Genomic DNA, 21,742 nt, shown 5'->3' with positions numbered 1-21,742 from the left:
TGAGCCGCTCGCCGTTTCGCCGACCTCACAGAGTGACGCCTCCGCTGGGCTTGTAGGGGTAGAGCCAGGCGAAGACCACGCTGCCGAAGTTCACCAACATGGTGTGCGGCGGCCGACTGGCCGTTTCCGAGACCTGGAGCCGGATCACCGCACCGTCCTGCATCCACGCCGCCACGTCGTCCTCGGTGGGCCGGGCACCGTGCAGGCGCAGCATCAGGTCATGGGCCTGTCCCGCCATTCGAAGATGTAACTCGCACGTGGGCTCGATGTCCGCCATGATTCGCCGTCCAAACGAGATAGACCCTGCTGAGTGTCGGCGTCCCTCCCAGCGTACTCCGGCCACGGGTCCGGACCCTGCTTGGTCATCTGCAATGGAGATGAGTCCTGCTGAGGTTGGTTGTTTCGCCATGGGTCCCCCCCAAGGGACGATCGGTTCATCGAGAAAGAACGTGTCTCCGTGCCGTATGGACTCCCTGCGGCCCCCCGTACGGCGAGCCCGTAGGAGTGGGCATGGACAGGACGGAATGCTCCGACCCGATCGTCGAGTTCGGCGAGGGACGCCTGAGGATCTTCTGGCTCAGGGCCAGGCAGAGCCTGCGAATCGAAGGGGACGTCGACTACGCCACCCTCCCCATCCTCGCTGACGCGCTGGCGTCGGCGACAGGGGACGGCGACACCTTGTACGCCGACCTCGGCGGTTTGGGGTTCATCGACGTCGGCGGACTGCGCGCCTTGGTCGCCGCCGCCTCCCGGCTCCAGGGCGGCCGTGGCCTGACGTTGCTCTCCGCGCCCCCGTACGTTCGCCGCCTGCTCGTTCTCACCGGCTGGGACCGTGCGCCGGGCCTGCATCCGCACGGTGCCCTCCAGGCAAGACGAGTAGAATGGCGTTCTCCGAGGACACATCGCCTGCCGGCAGTCGCGCCGGCACCGTCCGAGGCTTTCAACCAGCCGGCCTGGCCGGGCTGAGACAGGTCGTACGATCATGCCGTCAACGCTGATCCCCCCGCCGCACGCCCCCGCCGCCTCTCCGGGCCCCGCCGCCGAAGCCCCTCCCGTACGGCTGAGCCTGCCGCCCGCCGGTGACCACCCGCGGGCCGTGGACGGGGTGTGGTGGCCGCGTTCGAAGGACGCGGCGGCCGAGCTCCCAGGTCTGATCGCGGCCGTCGACGAACGGCTCGGCGAGATGACGCTCCGGGTGGGGCTGCATGTGGACGCCTGGAGCGACATCCCGCACCGAATCCCGGCTCCCGGACGGGCCGTACGGGTCGGCTGGTTCCGGGCCATGGACCCCGAGCGGGTCACTCTGATCGTCAGAGGTCAGAAGGACGTCACGCTGCGGGTGATACCGCCGGAGGCCTCGGCGGAGTCGGCCGAGGCCGCGCTGGCGGGATCAGCCGCTTCTCATGGGGCCACGAGCGCGGGTTCCGCCTGACGCGGGTCCAGAAGACGGGGGCTGACGGCGAAGGTGGCGGACAGGCCACTGGCCGTCAGCAGCCGGCGCAGGTGCCGCGTCGGAGCGAGCAGGAGCAGCGTTCCGCCGCGGCGCAAGGCCATGCGCCTGATGAAGACCAGGACGCCCAGCCCGCTGGAGTCTATGAAGGTGACCCTGGACAGGTCGACGAGAAGCCGGCGTCCCGGCCGGTCCAAGGCGGTCAGCAGGTACTCGCGGAGCTCGTACGTCGTGAAGATGTCGACTTTTCCGGATACTCGGCAGATCGTCCGGTCGGACAGAACGCGGGTTGACAGGTCCATCAGGACCTCCTAAAAAGTGGACGCGGCCGACGGCTCGCAGGCCCTGCCCCCAGTCAAGCCGATTTCCGAGCCCGGGGAAACGATCAATACGAGAAGCGGTCATCACAAAAACCGATGACCGGTAGGTCAGTCGGCGGGCAGGTCGGCGGTCGCCAGCCATCCGAGGCGGTCGGCCAGATGCCTGGCGCTCTCGATCACCGCCGTGACGTGGGCGGACGGATCGCCGGACCGCCACAGGAGCGACCAGGGATAGTGCGCGGCCGGTTCGGTCAGCGGCTTCCAGACCGTACCGGGCCGGTTGGAGGTGCGCGAGGAGGAGGGGACGCAGAGGACGCACCGCCCCTGGAGCACAAGGTCGGCCGCCGCGCGGTTGCTCGCGACGGTTCCCTCGTAGACCGTGGGCGCGAACCCGGCGGAACGGCACAGCTCAACTACGAACTGGTTGAACTCCGGTGTCCGGGTGTCCTCCCCGAGAAGCAGGGCCTCGTCGGCGAGTGAGGCGACGGGCACGCCCTCTTGGCCGGCGAAGCGGTGGCTTTCGGGGATCAGCACGCCCAGCGGGTCGAGCCGGACCAGCTCGGAGGCCACATCAGGGGGCGTCAGGGACGCCCGGCCGATGCCGATGTCCAGGCGGCCGTCGGCCAGCTGCTGGTACTGCTCGGGTGTGCCGATCTCCACCTGGTGGATGGTCAGCCCCGGATGGCGTTGCTGGACCGCGCGCAGGATCTGCGGCATCGAGTCGTAGCCGGCGTCGATGATGCCCGCACGCAGGGTGGGTGCGGACGCGGCGGCGGTGCGGGCCGCCTGGGCGGCCCGGCCGACGTGGTCGAGGATCTGGCGGGCCTCCACCAGGAACGCCGCCCCGGCGGCGGTGAGCTCGACGTGGTGGGTGCTGCGGTCCAGCAGCCGCACCTCCAGCTCGCGCTCGAGACGCTGCACCTGCTGGCTCAGCGCGGACTGCACGATGTGCTCGCGCGCCGCGGCCCTGCCGAAATGGAGCTCCTCGGCCAGGGTGACGAAGTAACGGAGTTGGCGTAACTCCATGCCCGTCACCCCCTTCCAGCCGGGAGCGCCGATGCGGACCGTCTTCCTCAACCATACTGGGCGGCCGCGCGTGATCGCCTGGACGGCGGGCTCACCGATCCGTTGCCCGCGCGGTGAGCCTGAACAGGCCCCCTACCGGCGCGCCAAGGGCCGGACGTCCTCTTGACGGTGTGTGATCGCGGCCTCAGAGTCGTGTCGTAGGTGGCCACCTATCAGCACATGTCCCCCGATTTTCACGCTTTCGCGAGGATGTGCCATGACGCTTACCGATGCCGCCGAGAACCGTCACGAACCCCTTCCCTCCTCCGTACCCAGCAGCCGAGCCCGCCTCGTCCTCCTCAGCGTCCTCGCCGGCGCGGTCGCCGCTTCCCTGTGGTCGTTCCACTTCGTGGACAGCGTCATCGGGGACAACGTCGCCAACACGCTGCTCGGTCACGACGCCAAGGGCACCGCGATCACGGGTGTCGTGGCGGGCGCCGTCTTCGCGTTCGTGTCCGGCCTCGCCGGGACGTTCACCGCCTGCAACGTCGCCGCCTTCGGCGCCGTGGTGCCGCTCGTACGGCAGGGCGAATCGTGGCGGAGCCGCCTCCGCGAGACGATGCGTCCGCTCAGCAGGCTCGCGATCGGAATGATCGTGGTCAGCGGGCTGTACGGCGCGATCGGCGCCCTCTTCGGAGAACGGCTTCCGCAGCTGTCGACCGCCACCGTGGGCGACGGGCTGCCCGTCCGGCTGATCCAGGCCAGCGTGGTCTTCGGGCTCATCGGGCTCGCGTTCATCTGGCTCGGCCTGGCCGCGCTCCGGCTCCTGCCCGACCCGCTGGCGCGGCTGGAACAGCGCTTCCCGAACGCCCGGCTGGTGGTCCTCGGCGCGCTGGTCGGCGGATTCCTCATCGGCCGGCCGTTCCCGCTGTTCCACAAGCTGTTCACCTACGCCGCCCAGACCCACAACCCTCTGTACGGCGCGGCCGTGTTCATCCTGCAGTCCCTCGGCAACGTCGTGGTCATGGCGGTGCTGTTCGCCCTGCTCATGCTCGTGGCCAGGGGCCGGTTCGCACGGTGGCTGACGGCCAGGCCCGCCCGTCTGGCGACCGTGACCGCGGTGGCGTTCATCGTCGCGGGCACGTTCACCTTCCTGTACTGGGACGTCCGGCTTCCCGCGATGTTCGGCTACGGCTGGTACCCCACGGCTTCCTGGTAGTCAGCCCGAACCGGCGGAGACCATCGCCTCCGCGAGGGTGTCGAGGGCCACGTGGGCGAACCCGATCCGGGCGTCGCTCGCCCCGTACGGCAGCCACAGCGCGCCCCCGTGCAGCAGGCCTCCGCAGGAGTACACGACGTTGGGCACGTACCCCTCACGCTCGGTCTCATCGGGCGTGAGGAGCGTGCCCGGCAGTGTGGCGATCACGCGGTGCGGCTCGTCGAGGTCGAGCAGCAGCGCGCCGATGGCGTAGCGGCGCATCGGGCCGACACCGTGGGTGAGTACGAGCCAGCCCAGCTCGGTCTCCATGGGGGATCCGCAGTTGCCGACCTGGATCAGCTCCCAGCCGTTGGCGGGAGCGTGGAGCAGTACCGGCCGCTGCCACCTGTTGTGCCGGTCGAGCGAGGTCAGGCCGATGGTCTCGCCGTCGGAGCGGCACAGCGAGAGCCGGCGCCCGCCCACCAGGCGGGGGAACAGCGCCATCCCCTTGTTGGCGGCGGCCGGGCCGCGCAGGGGCGTGACCTCGAAGCGCCCGAAGTCGTCGCTGGCGAGCATGCGGGAGCTGATGTGCCGCCCGTCATAGGCGGTATAGGTCGCCCGGTAGCAGGGCTCGCCGTCCTCTCCCGGGACCCTCACGAAGCGGGCGTCCTCCATCCCGTTGCTCTCCGCCGCGTTGGCGGGCCAGAGCACCCGCCGGTCGAGGGGCACGTCGTCGGGGAAGCCCACGGCGTAGTCCGAGGCGGTCGCGCGCCGCAGTTCCTCCACGGTCCTGTGCGTGGTGGTGCGGGTGAGCAGGTCGGCGGGGAGCTTGGCCACGGCCTGCTCGAAGTCGTCGTCGTCGAAGAGCTCGGGCAGCGAACCCAGCAGGGTCGCGGAGACCTCGTTGTCCCAGTCCTCGTCGGCGAGCCCGGCCGCCAGCAGGTCGCGCCGGTGGTGGGTGCTCTGCCGCCGGCCCACGGCCAGCGGCCCCGAGCGGTCGGCGACGGTGAGGTCGGTGCCGGGCCCGATCAGCGCGGTTGCGAAGCCGATGGACGACAGGTGCCCCTCGCCGATCTGCCGCATGCTGATCACCACGCGGAGCTGCCCGGGGAGCACGCCCGACTGGTCCGGGTGGGCCACCATCGAGGGATTGCACAGCGCGGCGGCCTCCACGGCGTACTCGTGGCTGAAGTAGGCGCCGACGAGGAGGCGGGCGTCCGGGGGCAGGTCCACGTGGCGGGGAACCCTGTAGCGGACCAGGTCGTAGTGGTGGAGGAAGGTCGCCTCCAGGTCGTGGTGCCGGTCGCCGAACCGCCGCAGGGTCTCCCGCAGCATCTCCCCGGTCTCGTGAGGATCGAGAAGGGTGATGCGGTCGATCAGGGCGGCGGCACGCGTACGCGCCACGGCCGCGTCCTCACCGGGCACGAACAGCTTGATGATCACTCGTCGCGGGTCGGGGGAGAGGGTCAGGCCGAGCCGCACGGCCAGGTCCTGGCCGGTCATAACAGGTTCCCGGCGTGCTGCATGGTCGAGATGAGCGCGATGGTGGACTCCGCACCTTGGTTGAGGTTGGGGCCGTGCTCGGTCAGCCCGTCGTAACCGCCTCCGGTCGCGGGGTCCCACATCGGCGCGCCGAGGTCGTTGGCGCCCTGGAACCACGCCGCCGCCCGTCGTACACCCGCCCGCCAGCGCGGGTCGCCGGTGACGGCGGACGCGGTGGCGCAGGCGTCCGCGAGCGCGGCGACCTCGATGGGCTGCTGGTCGTGACGGGGCCGTGGGCCGTGCTGCCGCCGGCCGGCGACAGGGACGACCGACAGCCGTCCGTCCCTGGTCTGGATGTCGTCCAGCCAGGCAAGCATGCGCAGGCCGCCGCCGAGCATCGAGCTGTCGCCGCCGAGGTCGCCGGCCGCGATGACCACCTCGGCGAGGGCGGCGTTGGCATAGGTGAGCCGAGGCTGCGGCCACGGCCAGCCGGGGTCCTCGGCGGGCGCGCCGACCGACTTGGCGGCGTCCATGAGCAGGTCGGCGGCCAGGGTGCTGTCCGGACGCACGCGCAGGACCTCCGCCGCGCCGAGCCCGGCGAACGCCATGGCACGCGGGTGCGGCGACCGCCGCGCGGCGCCGAGCGTGAAGGCGAGCAGCGCCTCCTCGCGGATCCAGGGTGCGGAGTCGCGGGCCGCCGCGGTGCCGAGGCCCCACATCGCGCGTCCCCACCAGTCACCGACGCCGGGCTCGTCGGTCCAGCGCCGGTCGTAGCCGAGCCGGTTGTGGAAGGCGCCGGTGCCGTCCTGCGCGTGGGTGAGAAAGGACAGGTAACACTCCGCGAGCCGTACGACCTCGGGTGGGGGCGCGGGTTCGCGGCTGGCGACGACGAGCCCGCGGGCCACGTCGTCGGTGCAGTAGCCGTGCTCGCGGCGGACGATGGCGTGCCTGGCGTGCTCGAACAGCCCGGTGTCGTCGCTCAGCCGTAACAGGTGCCTGAATCCCGGAGCGGCGGGGCTCACGGCATCGCCGCGGCCACGGCCGACGGCCGTGCGGCGATCAGGCTCCGGGCGAGCTCGTCGTAGCGTGCCGCCACGGCGGGCCACAGCAGGGCCGGGACCAGGGCGGCCGTGCCCTTGGTCAGGTCCTTCGCGAGGCCGGGTTCGGTGAGGATCCGGCGCACGGCCGAGGCGAGCGCCGCGGGGTCCTCATGGGGTACGAGCAGGCCGGGACCGCCGGTGAGCAGTTCCACGGCATGCGGGAACGACGTGGCGACGATCGGGACGCCGGCGGCCACGGCCTCGATCAGGACGCCCGAGGTGACCTGCTCGGGGGAGTCGTACGGCAGCAGGACCACGTCCGCGGACCGGATCAGCCGGCTCAGCGAGGCGTCGTCACGGTATACGGGGTCGTAGCGCACGGAGGCGGACACGCCGAGCCTCGTGCCGATCCGGTGCAGGCGGTTACGGTAGGCCTCCCCGTGGTGCTCCAGCACCTTCGGGTGGGTCTTCCCCGCGACGGTGTACGTGGGCGTGGGAATGAGGTCCCCAAGGAGGGCGAGCGCCCGCAGGGCCCACTCGATGCCCTTGCCGGGGCCGATCAGCCCCCAGGTGAGCAGGTGGGGACGGAGGCGGCGCTGAGCCGAGACGCGCGTGTGGTCGGCGGCCCCGTGCGGGATGACCGACACTTTGGCGCCGTCGACGTGGTAGCCGGCGAGCAGCCGGTCACGGGCGGTGCCGGTCATGGTGACGACCGCGCCTGCCGCCTCCACGATCTGTTCCAGCAGCCTGCGCTGCCTCGGGGTCGGCCGGGTCAGGACGGTGTGCAGGATCACGATGCTCGGTACGGTGAGCCGGCGCAGCAGCGGCAGGACGTCCTGGCCGTCCGGGCCCGGGTAGATGCCGTATTCGTGCTGGACGATGGCCACGTCGAAGCGATCGAGGGCGGACGCCGCCGCCTGCCAGCCGTCCGATCTGCCGGGTCCCCAGGTGTGCACCACCCCGGGAATGGAGCGCTCGTCGTCGCCCTCGGTGGTGACACGGACCGTCCCGCCGCGCATGCCGCCCTTGGTGAGGTGGGCCGACAGGGCGGAGTTGAAGGTGGCGAGGCCGCATTGTGTGGGCGGGTGGGTGCTGAGAAAGCCGTATGTACAGGCCAAGTGCCATGCCTTCCGGTATTCGGCCGATCCGGTGCGGATGCGGGCCTCACGCGGTGAAGACGTCCATCGCCAGCGTGTGTGACGGATGGAGGTGAGCCTGGCGCCGGGGGCCGTCCTCGTGCGGGGCCCGGCGATCGCTCCTGTCAGCCCGACCTGAAGGGTGCTGGTGGCTCCTCGTTCTCGGCCCCTGCGTTCGGGAACGGGGACACGCCGTCGACCGTTCGGTCAGAAATGGTCATCAGTCCTCTTTGTCATGGCCGTTCGCTCTGGTTCACACGGCGCGTCCGTGGACGTAGCACCACCGCCACGGCGGTTCCGCGCCGAGCGCGACGGCCACCGGGTGATCGCTCTCTTCGTAGTGCCCCCGGGCGTGGCAGCCCCGCGAGGCGTCGGAGCAGGCGACCCAGCCGCAGGTCAGGCAGGCCAGAAGCCCCTCCCAGTCCAGGCCGAGGTCCAGGCACTCCGAACATTCCGGCGAGCCGGGCTCCGCGGAAGGGGTCATGGCGAAGTGACTGCAGCGTGGCGCATGACCGTTCAGACCATCTGCGTGCGCGGTCATACCCAGGCCCTTGAGGCTCGGGACCATAACGTCCCCCCAACGGTGACAGCGACGCGAGCTGCGCCGGCCGAACGCTCTCAGTTCACGCGATACGCGAGTCCGGGGAAAGGGCCGATCCCAGCAAGCCTCATCAGCGCCCCCGATGGCCACCGTCGCCGAAGATAAAAACCTCCTTGACAAAAAAGATTGTCGGTGAGACGGTATTCACATGTTCGAAGTGGCGCGGACCGGAGGCCGGCAGCGGCGGCGGTTCCACGGCGCGGAGAACAGCGTGCGGATCATCAGCGAAGTTCGACGGCCAGGGAGGACGGCGGCGCCACGGAGCCGCCCGTCCACCCGCCCGGCCGGATACCAGGGCAGGGCGCAGTCCGCCTGCGTCACGACCCGCTGTGTCGCGGACCACCGATCACGAAGGAATGTGCGATGAATGCGAACCTCGAGACCGGCCCGGGTTCACGGGCCGGGCGGCGTGAATGGATCGGGCTGGCGGTGCTGGCCCTGCCCACCCTGCTGCTGTCGCTGGACATCAGCGTGCTCTACCTGGCCCTGCCGCACCTGAGCGCCGGACTGGGCGCCGACTCCACCCAGCAACTGTGGATCCTGGACATCTACTCGTTCATGCTGGCCGGGTTCCTGGTCACCATGGGCACCCTGGGCGACCGGATCGGCCGCCGCAAACTCCTGCTCACCGGCGCCGCCGCGTTCGGCGTGGCCTCCATCCTGGCCGCCTACTCGGTCAACCCGCAGATGCTCATCGCCTCACGCGCCCTGCTCGGCATCGCCGGCGCCACCCTGATGCCCTCCACCATGGCCCTGATCCGCAACATGTTCAAAGACCCCAAGCAAATGGGCTCGGCCATCGGCGTCTGGTTCGCCTGCTTCATGGGCGGCATGACCCTGGGCCCCCTGGTCGGCGGCCTGCTCCTGGAGCACTTCTGGTGGGGCTCGGCCTTCCTGCTCGGCGTCCCGGTCATGATCCTGCTGCTCATCGTCGGCCCCCGCCTGCTCCCCGAATACCGTGACCCAGACGCCGGACGCCTCGATCTGGCCAGCGTCGCCCTGTCCCTCGGCGCGATCCTGCCCGCCATCTACGGCCTCAAAGAACTCGCCCGCACCGGCATCCACCCCACCCCTCTGGCCGCCCTGGCCGCCGGCATCACCCTGGGCATCATCTTCACCCTGCGCCAGCGCACCCTGACCAACCCCCTGCTCGACCTGCGCCTGTTCGCCAACCGCTCCTTCAGCGCCGCCATGGGCATCGGCCTGATGGCCGGCATCGTCATGGCCGGCGCCAGCCTGCTGTCCAGCCTCTACCTGCAAACCGTCCAAGACCTCAGCCCCATGAACGCCGGCCTGTGGCTCCTGCCCCAGAACATCGCCATGGTCATCGGCTCCATGGCCGCCCCCGCCCTGGCCCGCACCATCCGCCCCGCCTACGTCATCACCGCCGGCCTGCTCCTGGCCGCCACCGGACTGATCATCCACACCCAACTCGCCCCCACCGGCGGCCTGCCCTACCTGGTCACCGGCCTGATCCTCGCCTCCCTGGGCATCGCCTTCCCCATGTCCCTCACCATGAACCTCATCATGGCCTCCGTACCCCCCCACAAAGCAGGCTCAGCCGCCTCCATCAGCCAGACCAGCGGCGAATTCGGCATCGCCATGGGCATCGCCTCCCTAGGCAGCCTGGCCACCCTCATCTACCGCACCGACCTCACCACCCACCTGCCCACCGGCCTGCCCACCACCGCCGCCCACACCGCAACCGAATCCATCACCGCCGCCCTCACCACCGCCCACCACCTCACCGGCACCATCGCCACCGACCTCATCACCACCGCCCGCACCGCCTTCACCACCGGCCTCAACACCGTCGCCGCCGTCGGCGCCACCATCTTCATCCTCCTCGCCCTCATCTCCGCCACCATCCTGCGCAACAGCCACCAACCCACCACCACCCCCCACACCGACCACACCGACCACACCGACCACACCGCCGACCCCCAGCCCACCCACCAGCAGCCGAGCCAGCCCGCCACCACCGACCACACCCAGCACGACCACACCCCCACCCACCACCCCGCCAAAGACGACCACCCCGTCCTGGCCACCATCGACTGACCCCCCGGCCCCCGCAAAAACCGGAGCTGGGCGCCCACGGAACCACCCGTGGCCGCCCAGCTCCTTCCATGTGCGTTCTCCTCGCGCGGGTCAGGGGCGCTTGGTCTCCAGCTCCACGGTCTCCTCGACGGTGATCGGGCGGGCCACCCGGAGCGAGGGGTCGAGCGGGCGCAGGTAGGTCTGCCGCACGCCGGGCACCCGGTCCTCGATGACGAAGGTCGCCTTGGTGTGCACCTCGGACCCGGGCGCCTGGACATGCGGCACCACGCGGAAGTCGGAGGTCATGAGGTCGCGCTCGATCTTCGTCATCACGTAGCCCCGCTGGTTGTTGTAGAACTTCAGGTGCGGGTTGATGGCGAGGTACGGGTGCGTGGCCGGGTCGGAGTCCGCGCCGTCGCCGCCGGTGGTGATCGAGGTGGCGACCAGCTCGGAGCCGACCGAGGGGCCGGTCGGGTCGTCGTAGTCGAGCTTCAGGTCGCTGGCCCAGTGCGCGTGGACGTCGCCGGTGAGCACGACGGGGTTGCGCACCTTCGCGTCCACCCATCCCTGGGTGATGCGCCGGCGGGAGGCGACGTAGCCGTCCCAGGCGTCCTGGCTGGTCACCTTGGCGGGCCCGGCGTTGTTGTCACGCTGGGCGAAGAAGACCTGCTGGCCGATGATGTCCCACTGGGCGCGGGAGGCGCGGAAGCCGTTCAGCAGCCACTCCTCCTGCGCGGCACCGGTGATCGAGCGGGCCGGGTCCACGGCCGCCGGGCAGTCGCGGTAGCCGTCGCCGCAGCCCTGGTCGTCGCGGTACTGCCGGGTGTCGAGCATGTGGAAGGTGGCCATGCGCCCCCACCGGATGCGCCGGTAGAGCTGCATGTCGATGCCGCGCGGTATGGAGGTGCGGCGCAGCGGCATGTTCTCGTAGTACGCGCGGAAGGCGGCCTCGCGGCGGGCGAGGAAGTTGGGCTCGGGCTTCTCCGGCACCTCGTCGGCCCAGTTGTTGTCGACCTCGTGGTCGTCCCAGACGACCAGCCACGGCGCGGCGGCGTGCGCGGCCTGCAGGTCCGGGTCGGCCTTGTACTGCGCGTGCCGCTGCCGGTAGTTGGCCAGCGTCTCGGTCTCGGGGCCCTCGTGGTCGCGGACGTTGCCGCCGGGGATGGTGTAGGTGTTCTTGGTGTACTCGTACTGGTAGTCGCCCAGGTGCAGCACGAGGTCAGGGCGGTCCTCGGCCAGGCGCCGGTACGAGGTGAAGTAGCCGTGCTCGTACTGGGCGCAGGAGACGAACGCCATGGCGAGCGCCCCGCCGTACGCCAGCGGGTGCGGCGCGGTCCTGGCCCGGCCGGCCGGCGAGACGTACGGTCCGACGCGGAAGCGGTACCAGTACTCGCGGTCGTTGGACAGGCCCTCGACCTCCACGTGGACGCTGTGACCCCACTCGGGCGCGGCCACCGCCACGCCCGCGCGCACCACGCGGCGGCACTGGGCGTCGGAGTACACCTGCCACAGCACGGGGAACGGGCGCGAGGGCATGCCGCCCATGCCGTCCTCGGCCAGCGGCTGCGGGGCCAGGCGGGTCCAGATGACGAACCCGCCGGGGTCGGGATCGCCCGAGGCGACGCCGAGCGTGAACGGGTCGGTGCGCAGGCCCCTTCCTGCCAGGCTCTGCGCGGTCTCCGCGGCGGGGTCGGGCTCGGCGAGGGCGGCGGTCGCGGGGATGGTGGCGACCGCGCCCGCGGCCAGCCCGGTCACGAGGAACGATCGTCGGTCGAGGTGCGACACGGGAGCTCCCTAGGCGATCAGGGGTGAGGGACGCTCGTAGCCTCGCCAAGACTCATGACTCCCCGGTTAACACCACAAGTCATGAAAAAGGCGACATCTGCCATCTCGGACACCTATTCCGGCAATTTCCTACCATCCGGGCTGTGGCGTACCGCCGTCACCTGCGCGGCAGGGGAACGGACCCCAGTAAACGCACGTTACCGGTGTTCTCCGGGCGGTCCCGCGCGCCTGGCCGCACGGCATGCTTCTCGATATCACCTGCAGTTCTTTACTGATATGTCTGGTACGACGGGACGCCGGGCTTCCCTTCGCCGCCGGGGATTCGGACGGCGGACGCCCGCCCGAGAACCGACCCAATTACCGGAGTGCCTCCAAGCCGCATATTTCATCGCTATGGTTTTCGCCCGGCAGGAACGAAGACCTGAACCGCACCCCTCTTGAGCCCCCGACCTGCTGGGGTTTCCCTGCCCGAGGGCAGGAGTGAACGCCCTCGGGCTCGGGCGCTAGCCCTTGTACGGCCACTTCCGCTGGGTGGGATCACCTGGGCCCCATCCGGACGCCAGTTCGCGGATCTCGTTGCGGGAGGCCAGAGGCTCGGACGAGCGCTTACCGCTCGCGATGTCTCGCAGTGTGGACGACGGCTGACGTGCTTCCATCGGTGTTACCCCCTCTGCTTGGGGCCGGAAATCGGAACGTGCGATGGCACCCTGGACGCCGGGGAACGTGCCCGGCGCTACGCGGATAAACATGTCCGCGCGTTCTGTGGGGCGCGTCACACAGATCCGGACGGCCGGGTGGCGGTCAACACCGGAGCCGAGTCGTCACCGAGCCGAGGTGAAGAACAGCGGGCTGGTCCACACCTCGTGGCCGTCCGCCTGGACCGCGTGCACGTAAAGGGCGCTTTCCCCCGAGGGCGGGCGTACCGACAGCTCGCCGGCGAGGGTCAAAGGGAGACGCGCGATATCGGCGAGCGGTTCGACCGTCACATGGAGCCCGGCCCCGCCCAGCTCGCGGCGCACGGCGCCGCCCGCGAGATCGGACACGGGCACACTGAACCGTTCAGCGCGGGCGTCCTCGGCCACGGTCGCCTCGACGGTGACCACGGCGTCGCCTCCGGGGCCCAACCGGAGCACCACGCCGGTGTCGTTGCCGTACGTCGCGCCCGACCACCCGACGCGCCCGCCGTCCGCCTTGACCGTCTGCTCCTGGTGCATGACGGCCCATGGCCGGGCCTCAATCAGCTCGGCCCCGGAGATCTCGGCGCTCCCGGTCCAGGACGCCCAGCGGTAGCGGTCACGGTGCCGGGCACCGCCCCAGCGGACCCTGACGAGGCCCGGCGCGTGCCCCGCCTCGGCGTTCAGGTCGCGGTGCAGCACCGGCCCGCGCGTGTCGTAGACGGTCATGCGCTCCCAGGGCGCGTCGCCGTACAGGGCGTACGAGACGGCGAGGTCCTCGTCCGCGACGTCGAGCTCCTCGCCCATCCACCGGTCTCCGGCCCGCAGCAGCGCCACGGCCCGCGCGCCCGTCGTCGCCCAGGTGCGGCGCGCCCGCAGCGTCGTCCCGACCGAGGCGCGGGTCAGGCCGGGGGCGAGGACGCCGGTCAGCCCGCCCCTGCCGCCGAAGATGGTGGCGCCCGGCGCCCCGCCGCCGGGACGGCCCCGGTGCTCGTCGCTGTTGGCGCTGACGCCGAGCCGCAGCCCCCGGCTCATGGCGTCCCGCAGGAACCACGGGCTGGTGCCCCACGCCGAGTGCACCTCGATGAGCCGTTCGAGCGCCGGATGGTGCCAGTCGAGGATGGCGCGCCGTCCGCCGACGTGCGGCATCAGCAGGTAGTCGTCCGGGTTGGCGGCGTACGCCTCGTACAGCTCGGCGATCGGCCAGTGCCCGGCCGCCGGGGCGCGCGTCGTCATCGCGTCATGCCACTCCAGCGACCTGGCGAGCGTGGTTTCCTCGCCCAGGTAGATGACGTTGTGGTCGCCGCCCACCCCGGAGTTGCCGCACCACTCGACGCCGGGCAGGCACACGAACCTCCCGTCCTCGCTGACCTCCCGGCACAGGCCGACCACCTCACGCCACGCCTTGTCGGTGACCTGGAAGTCGTTGGCCGTGTACCCGAGCACGTCGAGCCCGCCGATCCAGCGGCCGTAGGCGAAGTTGTAGGCGCTGTCCTGGGTGCCCACGGTGTCGTCGGAGTGCACGTGCAGGTCGGCGAAGTAGGCGCGCTCGCCGGGCAGGCCGGCGACCACGTCCACGGCGCAGCCCGCCGTCAGCTCGCGCCCGTCAGGCAGACCGGCCGACACGCGCACCTCGTACGGCCCGGCCGGCCGAGGGGGCAGTTCGATGGTGGCCGAGGCCCACCCCTCCGCGGGAAAGGCGCACGGCGGGGAGGTCCACCCGCCGCCGACGGCGCTCAGCCGTGCGGGGGCGCCGGAGGCCACGTTGCCCCAGGCGTCCTCCAGGTGGGCTCGCAGCGGCGCGGGAGCGTCCGCGCGCACCAGGCGCGGCCCCGCGACGACGAGCCGCTCCGCGGGTCCCGCGACGATGTCCAGGCCGACGTCGCCCACGTGCCCCATGCGCGAGGTGCCGAGGACGTCCGCGTACATCCGGAACCTGAACGCGTCCTCCACGAACGTCTGCACCCGTGTGCCGGGGCCGCCGTGCCGCCGGTCGCCGAGCCGGATGACGATCTCGTCCCCGGGCCGCACGAAACCATCCTCAAGGTGGATGAGAAGGGCCTTCTGGAAGGGCCGCTCGCCTCCCTTGACGTCGTAGGCGGTGCGCAGGCGGCGCACGGTCGCGAGGCTGTCGGGCGACGCGCCGCCGAGGTCGCCGCGGCGCGTCAGCTCGGCCGTCGCGTAGTCGCGATCGGCGGGCCGGGTCGTCTGCAGGTCCCAGTCGGAGTAGTACTTGAAGCACAGCTTCAGCCATCCGCTGTCGGCGATGCCAGAACCGCCCACGGTGTAACGCAGCACCAGTTCGGTGAGGTCCCCGGCGGTCAGCGTGGCGGTCTCGGCGGTCAGCTCGCCGAGGAACGGCAGTGCCCGTACGGCGTCGGTGGTCCTCTGGCCGACCGCGGGGTCGGCGCAGTCGTGGTAGCGGCGCTCGGTCTGCGGACGCGGTGTGACGCGGGGAGTGTTCATCCTGCGATCGGCGCCTTTCCCTCGGCACGCAGTGCCTCGTTGAGCGGGCCCAGGTCGGCGAGGCCGGTCAGGTCGCCGCCGGGCAGCACGCCCACGTCCGTCCCGCGACGCCCGTACTCCTTGATCGTGGGCAGGAGGGGATCGACGGTGAAGGTCATGTCGGACCAGGCCGCCCGCAGGTCCGCGTCGTCGAGCCCGCCTCCGTTGATCTTGTCGATGGCGGCGTCGGCCCGCTGTGCCGCCCGCGCGGGGTCGGCGTTCACCTGGTCGGTCTCCTTGACCAGACCGCGGAGCAGGGCGACGACCACGTCCGGGTGCCGTTTGAGGAAGTCCGCTCGCACGAGCAGGTTGGTGGTGTTGAACCGGCCGTCCGGCCACAGCGAGTGCTCGTTCACCAGGACGTGCGCGCCCCGGTTCACCAGGAGGGTGGCGTACGGCTGGGGCACCCAGGCGCCGTCGATCGCCCCGCTCGCGTACGCGGCGGCCATCTGGGCGTTGTCCTGCGGGGCGATGTGCACGTCGCCGTCACCGGCGGTGCCGGTGCGCAGGCCGTGCCGCTTGAGCCAGTAACGGAGCTGGATGTCGGGCGCGCCGCCCAGCGCCGGGTCGGCGACCGTCCTGCCCTTGAGATCGGCGGCCGAGGTGATGCCGTCCCCGACCACGAGCTGCGCGCCCCCCGAGGTGGCGCCCGAGATGACCTTCACGTTCCCCTTGGTCTTGTAGAAGGCGTTGACGGCGGGGGTGGCGCCGACGAAGACCGCGTCGACCGCGTCGGACAGGATCGCGGTGATCGCCGGAGGGCCCGAGGTGAACAGCGCGGGCTCCAGCTTCGCGCCCGAGCCGAGGGCACGCTGGAAGGTCCCGTCCTGGACGCCCAGGATCGCCGTCGCGTGGGTGAGGTTCGGGAAGTAGCCGAGCCGCAGGCGCACCGGGCCGGACTCCGGCGGCGTGGACGAGCAACCGGTCACCACGGCCGCGATGGCGAGGGCGACCGCCGCTGCGCGCGGGCGGGATAAGCGACTACGTGGCATCTGTGCTGACTCTCCTCGGTGCCGGCGCGGGTCACCGGACCGTTTCAGGCTGCCAGCGGGGGCACTCATGCGTCAAAGACATGAAAGAGCTAACAGTTATCACTGTGATTGAATAATCAGGTGGATCTCCGACAACTTCGGTACTTCCGGGCCATCGCCCGCACGAGAAGCTTCAGCACCGCGGCGGCGGGGGAGTTCGTGGTGCAGTCCGCGCTCAGCCAGCAGATCCGCAAGCTGGAGGACGAGCTCGGCATCAAGCTGTTCGAGCGCACCACCCGCTCGGTACGGCTCACCCGGGCCGGGGCGCAGCTGCTCCCGCTGGCCGAGCGCGTGCTCAACGACCTCGATCTCCTCGTCGCCGAGGCGGACGCCCTGCGCGGGGTCGTCCGGGGCAACGTCTCCGTCGGCATGATGGAGTGCCCGCCCCTGACCCTCGACATGGCGGCGCTGCTCAGCGACTTCCACACCCGTCACCCCGGGGTCGAGGTGGCACTGCGCAGCGGCGGGAGCGACCGCATGGTGGAGGATGTCCGCTCGGCCGAGCTCGACCTCGCGATCCTCGGCCTGCCGCCGAAGCCGCTGCCCGAGCGGCTCCGGGCGCGCCCGCTGCTGGTCGAGGACCTTGTCGCGCTCGTGCACGTGGACCATCCGCTGGCCGGCTCCGTCGCGGCCGCGGGGCTCGCCGGCGAGCGGTTCGTCGACTTCCCGCCCGGATACGGGCTGAGGGAGCAGGTCGACCACGGCTTCGCGGAGGCGGGCGTGGCCCGCCGCGTCGCCTTCGAGGTCGTGCGGGTCGAGGAGATGGTGAGGTTCGCCGCCCACGGCCTGGGCGTGGCCGTCCTGCCCCGCTCCATCGCGCGATCCGCCGCCCGGCGCGCCCCGCGCCCGCGCGTCCTTGAGATCACCGGCGCCGACCTGCGCCGTACGGTCGCGCTCGTCCACCGGCACGACGGGCCGGAGTCGCCGGCGGCGCGCGCGTTCTTCTCGCTCGCCGCGGACCTGCTGTCCACGGCCTGATCCGGTCCCGGCCGTACCGCGTCCCGGCGAACGGCGAGGGGCCCGGTGTTCACCGGGCCCCTCGCCGTCGCGGTTGCCGTCAGAGCCCCGCCGTGTAGAGCAGCTTGTTCTTGGTGGTGGACGGAACCCTGGTCAGGACGGAGGGGGTGGCGGAGTCGACGATCCACTGCAGGACGGCGGCCGACTTGTAGTCGCCGTAGGCCTGCTTGAACAGGGCGTTGACCCCGGTGGCGAAGGGCGAGGCGAAGGAGGTGCCGCTGCCCGAGGTGCTGCCGCCGCCGCGCTTGCCCAGGTGACCTTCACCGGCTGCCGCGCCGGGGTCGCCTGCGCGGGCGGGCCGATGGCGATCAGCGGGCTGAGTACCAGCAGGATGCCCGCAAGCCGTCTCATGCCACTGGGCACATTCGAGGTGGAACGGATTCTCATCGTGTCCCTCTCGCTGGGCGGCTGTCCTGCTGAAAGACGGTCGGCTGACTACGGAAAGTAATGATCAAGTACCCAAAACGATCATTGTTACTCTCTGTGATCGATCGGAGGCGGGGTCAAATCGGAGGCGGGGTCAAAATCGCGTCAGCGTGGCCGTTCGCCGGGCCGTCCTGGAGGCGACGTTCTTGCCTTATGGCTCTTATTCGCGGATATCGCGGTGTTCATCGGAGGTGTCGCGGCATTGGGGTTTTATGGCGCTGCCAGGCAAAGCCGCCCGTGCGGTCGTGGCCTCCTGCCGGCCCAGATGGCATCCTGCCCGCTCAGGTCATCCGGCGCGTGGGTCCACGACCCGGGAATCGGGCAAAAAGGCGGGTACGGATCCGGTGTAAAACGTACGGATCGACATTGCGGTTAACTCAGGTTCATTTGATCGTCGACCCTTAATCATTGCCGCCGTCTGACTGTTCTCCGCCCTTATACGTGTTCAGCCATTGGGTACTCTCTGAGCGGTCACATTCAGTAATCATCGCTGAACGGGAGGTCTGTTAATGGACGTCCGGGGCGATGATTCGTACAGGGAGAAGTCACACATGATTCGCCGTCTTCTGGTCATTTCGGCATGCGCCGGCATGGCCGTCATCGCTCCTGCCGCCATGGCCTCCGCCGACGCGGCCAAGCCAGCGAAGATCTCCAAGAGCGCCAAGGCCGACTGCTGCCCCTGCGGCCCCACGGTCGTCCCCACCGTCGTTCCCACGGTCGTCGGTGGCGGCTGCGGCGGCTACGGCCTCGGCGGTGGCTACGGCTACGGCGGCGGTTACGGCCTCGGCGTCGGTTACGGCGGCGGCTACGGCGGTGGCTACGGCTACGGCCTCGGCGTCGGTTACGGCGGCGGCTACGGCGGTGGCTACGGCTACGGCGCCGGGTACGGCTCCGGCGGCGGCTACGGGGTCGGCGTGGGCCACGGCGGCGGTGGCGGCCTTGGCCTGGGTCTTGGCCTGGGTCTTGGACTCGGCCTCTGACTCGCGTCATAGCGACAAAGGCGGCGCTTCCCGGACTTCGGCCCGTGGTTGCGTCGCCTTTTCGCGTGCCAGTCGCTTCTGTGCCGGGCCTTTCCGATTCACGGGCCCTGCGGATTCATCGGGAAGGCGGTCCTTCGGTCCCGAGATGCGGCCCTTCGGTACCGGGAGACACCGGCGCCGGTACGGCCGGCCGATGGCCCACCGTACCGGCGCCGAGATCACTCGATCACCTACTGGGTTATCGCGGTCCACCCGGCGTGGCACCGGCACCCGGGTTGACGTTCGGTGCCTGGCCGCCGAGTCCGGGCGCCTGACCCGGGAACGCCGGTGGCTGCCCCGGGAACGCCCGTGACTGTCCACCGAGACCGGGTCCCTGACCCGGGAACGCCGGGGACTGTCCACCGAGACCCGGTGCCTGACCCGGGAACGCCGGGGGCTGTCCGCCGAGTCCGGGTGCCTGACCCGGGAACGCCGGCGCCTGCCCGCCCTGCAGCGGCTGGATGGGCTCCTGGTGTACGGGGCGAGGCCCGCCGTGGGGCGGCACGGGGTGCGGAAGGGGGTGGGGTCCGGGACGCGGGCCCGGGTAGGGGCGCGGGCCCGGATACGGACGCGGGTGCGGGTACGGGTAAGGCCGCGGGTACGGGTGCGAACGCGGGTATGGGGTGATCAGGTAGTTCTTGTACCACCCGTAGGAGTCCCACGGCACCGAGTACGGCCAGGAGTTGATGTCGTACGGCCAGCCCCCGGGGACGCCGTTGTTGGCCGGGACGCAGTCGTACTGCGGGCACGGCGCCGCGAAGCACTGCTTGGGCGAGTACACGCAGACGTAGCCGGGCGGACACGCCACGTCGCCGCATCCGAGTCGCGAGCACGTGAGCCGCGAGGCGGAATCCGTCGAAGTGGCGGCGACCGCGGACCGCGCCGCCGAGCCGGCCGATGCGAAGTGCGCCGCGTCAGCCGACGCGGCCGATCCAGAGAACGACAGCCCGGCCGTGACGGCCGTGGCGACAAACGCTATGCGGATCTTCATGAATCCTCGAATTCCCTTCTTGAGCTCCCGGCTGAATCCACCGGAGATCCCGTGGATTCATGGGGCATCTCGTGCACAGGCCTCTCGACCTACCGAGATCATCGCATTAAGGGGTCGCTTTTCACCGTCGGCCACGGCATCGCCGAGGTCAGGAAACGGTAAGACGGCGGCGCGAATAGCTGTTCGCGCCGCCGTTCCGGTCGTTTCTGAGGGGTCTGCTCGACTACTACTTGCTTTCTCGGGCACCCGCCGCCTTTTGCGATTAATAGCCTGATCTAATGGGTTTTAAATGCTTTGCCGGTCGCGTACGACATTCGGCCGCATTTCGAGGCGGTGACTTGAGCAGCGGTCCCGGAAACAGGTCGAAGGCGTACGAGTGGTGCTATCTCATGCCGCTGATCTTCTCGGGTTCGATGACGAAGATCACGCGTACCTGGTCGCGGCCTCCGTACCAGGGGTACGGCGTGCCGAGGTACTTCTTGGCGAGCATCTCGATGTGGTCGACGGCGCCCTCGGTCGTGACCTCGAGCACCCGCCCGCGCACCTGGAAGTAGCGGGAGGGATCCTCCGGTTCGGAGACGGCGACCGCCACGCGCGGATCGCGCTCGATGTTCCTCGTCTTCACGTGGCTCTGGACGCTGTTGATGAGCACGTGCTCGCCGTCGGTGTCGACCCACGTCTGGGTCACCTGCGGAGAACCGTCGGCCATCGAGGTGGCGATATAGCAGATGCTCGGCCTGCGCAGCAGCGCGACCAGTTCGTCGGTAAGTTTCACAGCGCTCTTTCGACGGTCGGACTTACCCGCTCAGTCCTCGCTGAGCGGGGACCTATCCCATCATGCCGATCATGTAGCCGCCGTGCGAAAGAGGCATGAAACCGGCCTTCAGGCGATCAGGCCGGGCCGGCGGCCGTCCAGCAGGGCGGTGCCCAGCTCCGTGATGGTGTGGATCACCGACTGGCCGAGGCGCTGGCTGTACACGAGGCCGGCCTCGCGCAGCGTGGTGGCCTGGCGGCTCGCGGTCGAGCCGGGAATGTCGAGCCGCCGCGCGAGCTCGCCCGTCGTGCAGTCACCGTGGGCGATGGTCTCCAGGACCTGGGCCCGGGTGGGACCGAGCAGGCTCGCCAGGGTCGGGTGCTGGTCGGGAGCCTGGCCGTGCGCCCAGGTCAGGTCGTGCTCGATCGGATAGACCAGCACCGGAGGCAGCTCGGGGTCGCGCAGGGTGATGGGGGTCTGCCGGCAGAAGAACGAGGGCTGCAGCACCAGGCCCCTGCCGTTCAGATGGATGTCGTGGTCGGCCGGATACGACAGCTCCAGCGTCGGGAAGCTCCACCGCGCCGACGGGTGCAGAGTGGAGAACACCGCGTCCCAGCCGCCGTCGGAGAGCATGCGCGTACGGCGCGCCCGTTCCTGGGCGACCTGCGCCCGGATGCGTGACCAGTAAGGGGACAGGCACGCCTGGAAGTAGGCGGCGGCCGCGTCGGCGACGGCGCCCAGCGTCTCCAGGTCGCCCCTGGCCAGGCCGTCGACCCATCCGGGCAGCCGCCTGCCCGGATGCCGCAGCGACAACTCCGACAGATCGCGGAGCAGTCGCTCACGAGTGGTGCCGCGCAGGGCCTCGACCCCCGCCGTCATCGAGCCCGCCTCCGAGCGCGGGGTGAGGAAGTCGACGGCGTAGCCGTGCGCCGGTGCCAGGGTCGTCAGGATCGGGGTCGCCGCGGGCGCCTTCGCCAGCGTGTCGTTCTTCCACTGGCCGAAGACGACGGTGCGCTCCCGGCGGCGCAACCTGTAGAGGCTGAGCATCACCTCCCACAGCGCGTCGCATTCAGGGGCGATGCGAACTCGCGCGAGATCCTCGCCCGTGAAGTGAATCCTCAGCGCCATGGACGCCCTCGATCGACATGCCCTTACGTGCCGTCCGCAATTTTGCACTCGGACGGAAATATCTACAAGGCCGTCGAAGACCGGAGTCAAGCTCGCCCGACGGGAGCCGCGCAGCCGTCCTGAATCCTCGTCGCATGTCC

Annotated in this window: 21 protein-coding genes; 6 read left to right on the top strand and 15 right to left on the bottom strand. The window is 70.5% G+C overall.

Going from position 1 to position 21,742, the window contains the following annotated elements; genetic code table 11:
• Window positions 1–25 precede the first annotated feature (25 nt).
• Window positions 26–238, bottom strand: coding sequence for a hypothetical protein (locus tag OG589_RS33425; RefSeq protein ID WP_405142097.1), 213 nt, complete (start codon window positions 236–238; stop codon window positions 26–28).
• A gap of 272 nt (window positions 239–510) precedes the next feature.
• Between OG589_RS33425 and OG589_RS33420 the strand changes: the two genes are divergently transcribed.
• Together OG589_RS33420 and OG589_RS33415 are read left to right on the top strand one after the other, a co-directional pair.
• Window positions 511–966 carry an STAS domain-containing protein gene (locus OG589_RS33420; protein WP_405142096.1) on the top strand — a complete coding sequence of 152 codons (456 nt, stop codon included), beginning with the start codon at window positions 511–513 and terminating at the stop codon, window positions 964–966.
• Window positions 967–982: 16 nt separating this feature from the next.
• Complete coding sequence (locus tag OG589_RS33415; protein ID WP_405142094.1) at window positions 983–1,432, top strand: DUF5994 family protein; 450 nt, start codon at window positions 983–985, stop codon at window positions 1,430–1,432.
• On the opposite strand, the gene OG589_RS33410 is transcribed toward OG589_RS33415, so the two are convergent.
• Together OG589_RS33410 and OG589_RS33405 are read right to left on the bottom strand one after the other, a co-directional pair.
• On the bottom strand, window positions 1,402–1,752 hold the full coding sequence (locus tag OG589_RS33410) for an STAS domain-containing protein (protein WP_405142093.1): 351 nt from the start codon (window positions 1,750–1,752) through the stop codon (window positions 1,402–1,404). The genes OG589_RS33415 and OG589_RS33410 overlap by 31 nt on opposite strands.
• A gap of 126 nt (window positions 1,753–1,878) precedes the next feature.
• Window positions 1,879–2,847, bottom strand: coding sequence for a LysR family transcriptional regulator (locus OG589_RS33405; RefSeq protein WP_405142091.1), 969 nt, complete (start codon window positions 2,845–2,847; stop codon window positions 1,879–1,881).
• 205 nt (window positions 2,848–3,052) lie between these two features.
• Here OG589_RS33405 and OG589_RS33400 point away from each other — a divergent pair, with 205 nt between their 5' ends.
• A complete protein-coding gene (locus tag OG589_RS33400) occupies window positions 3,053–3,994 on the top strand; it encodes a sulfite exporter TauE/SafE family protein (RefSeq protein WP_405142090.1) in 942 nt (313 codons plus the stop codon).
• Here the strand turns inward: OG589_RS33400 and OG589_RS33395 are convergent, their stop codons facing one another.
• The 5 genes from OG589_RS33395 to OG589_RS33375 form a co-directional block, all read right to left on the bottom strand.
• Window positions 3,995–5,476 carry a glycoside hydrolase family 130 protein gene (locus OG589_RS33395; protein WP_405142089.1) on the bottom strand — a complete coding sequence of 494 codons (1,482 nt, stop codon included), beginning with the start codon at window positions 5,474–5,476 and terminating at the stop codon, window positions 3,995–3,997. It abuts the gene before it with no gap.
• Window positions 5,473–6,477: a glycosyltransferase gene (locus OG589_RS33390; RefSeq protein ID WP_405142088.1), complete on the bottom strand. Its 1,005-nt coding sequence runs from the start codon at window positions 6,475–6,477 to the stop codon at window positions 5,473–5,475. The genes OG589_RS33395 and OG589_RS33390 overlap by 4 nt, the downstream gene beginning before the upstream one ends.
• On the bottom strand, window positions 6,474–7,613 hold the full coding sequence (locus OG589_RS33385) for a glycosyltransferase (protein WP_405142087.1): 1,140 nt from the start codon (window positions 7,611–7,613) through the stop codon (window positions 6,474–6,476). The genes OG589_RS33390 and OG589_RS33385 overlap by 4 nt, the downstream gene beginning before the upstream one ends.
• Window positions 7,614–7,884: 271 nt before the next feature.
• Complete coding sequence (locus OG589_RS33380) at window positions 7,885–8,115, bottom strand: UBP-type zinc finger domain-containing protein (protein WP_405142085.1); 231 nt, start codon at window positions 8,113–8,115, stop codon at window positions 7,885–7,887.
• 261 nt (window positions 8,116–8,376) lie between these two features.
• Window positions 8,377–8,553 (bottom strand): hypothetical protein, encoded by a 177-nt coding sequence (locus OG589_RS33375; protein ID WP_405142084.1) that lies wholly within the window; start codon window positions 8,551–8,553, stop codon window positions 8,377–8,379.
• A 42-nt stretch (window positions 8,554–8,595) separates the two neighbouring features.
• Between OG589_RS33375 and OG589_RS33370 the strand changes: the two genes are divergently transcribed.
• Complete coding sequence (locus OG589_RS33370; protein ID WP_405142083.1) at window positions 8,596–10,293, top strand: MFS transporter; 1,698 nt, start codon at window positions 8,596–8,598, stop codon at window positions 10,291–10,293.
• A gap of 90 nt (window positions 10,294–10,383) precedes the next feature.
• Here OG589_RS33370 and OG589_RS33365 read toward each other — a convergent pair whose 3' ends face one another.
• From OG589_RS33365 to OG589_RS33355, 3 genes are all read right to left on the bottom strand, one after another.
• The gene (locus OG589_RS33365; protein ID WP_405142082.1) at window positions 10,384–12,057 is read right to left on the bottom strand and encodes an alkaline phosphatase D family protein; all 1,674 of its coding nucleotides are present in this window, start codon (window positions 12,055–12,057) and stop codon (window positions 10,384–10,386) included.
• Window positions 12,058–12,878: 821 nt separating this feature from the next.
• Complete coding sequence (locus OG589_RS33360; RefSeq protein WP_405142081.1) at window positions 12,879–15,197, bottom strand: hypothetical protein; 2,319 nt, start codon at window positions 15,195–15,197, stop codon at window positions 12,879–12,881.
• The gene (locus tag OG589_RS33355) at window positions 15,194–16,228 is read right to left on the bottom strand and encodes an ABC transporter substrate-binding protein (protein WP_405142079.1); all 1,035 of its coding nucleotides are present in this window, start codon (window positions 16,226–16,228) and stop codon (window positions 15,194–15,196) included. The genes OG589_RS33360 and OG589_RS33355 overlap by 4 nt, the downstream gene beginning before the upstream one ends.
• A 120-nt stretch (window positions 16,229–16,348) precedes the next feature.
• On the opposite strand from OG589_RS33355, the gene OG589_RS33350 reads away from it, so the two are divergent.
• The gene (locus tag OG589_RS33350) at window positions 16,349–17,245 is read left to right on the top strand and encodes a LysR family transcriptional regulator (protein ID WP_405142078.1); all 897 of its coding nucleotides are present in this window, start codon (window positions 16,349–16,351) and stop codon (window positions 17,243–17,245) included.
• Between the two features lie 79 nt (window positions 17,246–17,324).
• Here the strand turns inward: OG589_RS33350 and OG589_RS33345 are convergent, their stop codons facing one another.
• Complete coding sequence (locus tag OG589_RS33345) at window positions 17,325–17,537, bottom strand: S8 family serine peptidase (RefSeq protein WP_405152182.1); 213 nt, start codon at window positions 17,535–17,537, stop codon at window positions 17,325–17,327.
• Window positions 17,538–18,261: 724 nt separating this feature from the next.
• Between OG589_RS33345 and OG589_RS33340 the strand changes: the two genes are divergently transcribed.
• Complete coding sequence (locus OG589_RS33340) at window positions 18,262–18,690, top strand: hypothetical protein (RefSeq protein ID WP_405142076.1); 429 nt, start codon at window positions 18,262–18,264, stop codon at window positions 18,688–18,690.
• Between the two features lie 238 nt (window positions 18,691–18,928).
• Here OG589_RS33340 and OG589_RS33335 read toward each other — a convergent pair whose 3' ends face one another.
• From OG589_RS33335 to OG589_RS33325, 3 genes are all read right to left on the bottom strand, one after another.
• Entirely contained in the window at window positions 18,929–19,720 is a 792-nt protein-coding gene (locus OG589_RS33335) for a hypothetical protein (RefSeq protein WP_405142075.1), read from the bottom strand.
• A gap of 382 nt (window positions 19,721–20,102) precedes the next feature.
• Window positions 20,103–20,495 (bottom strand): PPOX class F420-dependent oxidoreductase, encoded by a 393-nt coding sequence (locus OG589_RS33330; protein WP_405142073.1) that lies wholly within the window; start codon window positions 20,493–20,495, stop codon window positions 20,103–20,105.
• Window positions 20,496–20,603: 108 nt separating this feature from the next.
• Window positions 20,604–21,602: an ArsR/SmtB family transcription factor gene (locus OG589_RS33325; protein ID WP_405142072.1), complete on the bottom strand. Its 999-nt coding sequence runs from the start codon at window positions 21,600–21,602 to the stop codon at window positions 20,604–20,606.
• Window positions 21,603–21,742: the final 140 nt, after the last annotated feature.

Source organism: Sphaerisporangium sp. NBC_01403 (assembly GCF_045040145.1).
Taxonomy (GTDB): domain Bacteria; phylum Actinomycetota; class Actinomycetes; order Streptosporangiales; family Streptosporangiaceae; genus Sphaerisporangium; species Sphaerisporangium viridialbum.
This window is presented reverse-complemented; position numbering and strand designations above follow the sequence as displayed.

Excerpts from the sequence above, each read along its gene's own strand:
- OG589_RS33395 (WP_405142089.1), bottom strand. The coding sequence starts at position 5,476 with ATGACCGGCCAGGACCTGGCCGTGCGGCTCGGCCTGACCCTCTCCCCC.
- OG589_RS33420 (WP_405142096.1), top strand. The coding sequence starts at position 511 with ATGGACAGGACGGAATGCTCCGACCCGATCGTCGAGTTCGGCGAGGGA.
- OG589_RS33370 (WP_405142083.1), top strand. The coding sequence starts at position 8,596 with ATGAATGCGAACCTCGAGACCGGCCCGGGTTCACGGGCCGGGCGGCGT.
- OG589_RS33355 (WP_405142079.1), bottom strand. The coding sequence starts at position 16,228 with ATGCCACGTAGTCGCTTATCCCGCCCGCGCGCAGCGGCGGTCGCCCTC.
- OG589_RS33335 (WP_405142075.1), bottom strand. The coding sequence starts at position 19,720 with ATGAAGATCCGCATAGCGTTTGTCGCCACGGCCGTCACGGCCGGGCTG.
- OG589_RS33415 (WP_405142094.1), top strand. The coding sequence starts at position 983 with ATGCCGTCAACGCTGATCCCCCCGCCGCACGCCCCCGCCGCCTCTCCG.
- OG589_RS33425 (WP_405142097.1), bottom strand. The coding sequence starts at position 238 with ATGGCGGGACAGGCCCATGACCTGATGCTGCGCCTGCACGGTGCCCGG.
- OG589_RS33410 (WP_405142093.1), bottom strand. The coding sequence starts at position 1,752 with ATGGACCTGTCAACCCGCGTTCTGTCCGACCGGACGATCTGCCGAGTA.
- OG589_RS33400 (WP_405142090.1), top strand. The coding sequence starts at position 3,053 with ATGACGCTTACCGATGCCGCCGAGAACCGTCACGAACCCCTTCCCTCC.
- OG589_RS33380 (WP_405142085.1), bottom strand. The coding sequence starts at position 8,115 with ATGACCCCTTCCGCGGAGCCCGGCTCGCCGGAATGTTCGGAGTGCCTG.
- OG589_RS33325 (WP_405142072.1), bottom strand. The coding sequence starts at position 21,602 with ATGGCGCTGAGGATTCACTTCACGGGCGAGGATCTCGCGCGAGTTCGC.
- OG589_RS33360 (WP_405142081.1), bottom strand. The coding sequence starts at position 15,197 with ATGAACACTCCCCGCGTCACACCGCGTCCGCAGACCGAGCGCCGCTAC.
- OG589_RS33340 (WP_405142076.1), top strand. The coding sequence starts at position 18,262 with ATGATTCGCCGTCTTCTGGTCATTTCGGCATGCGCCGGCATGGCCGTC.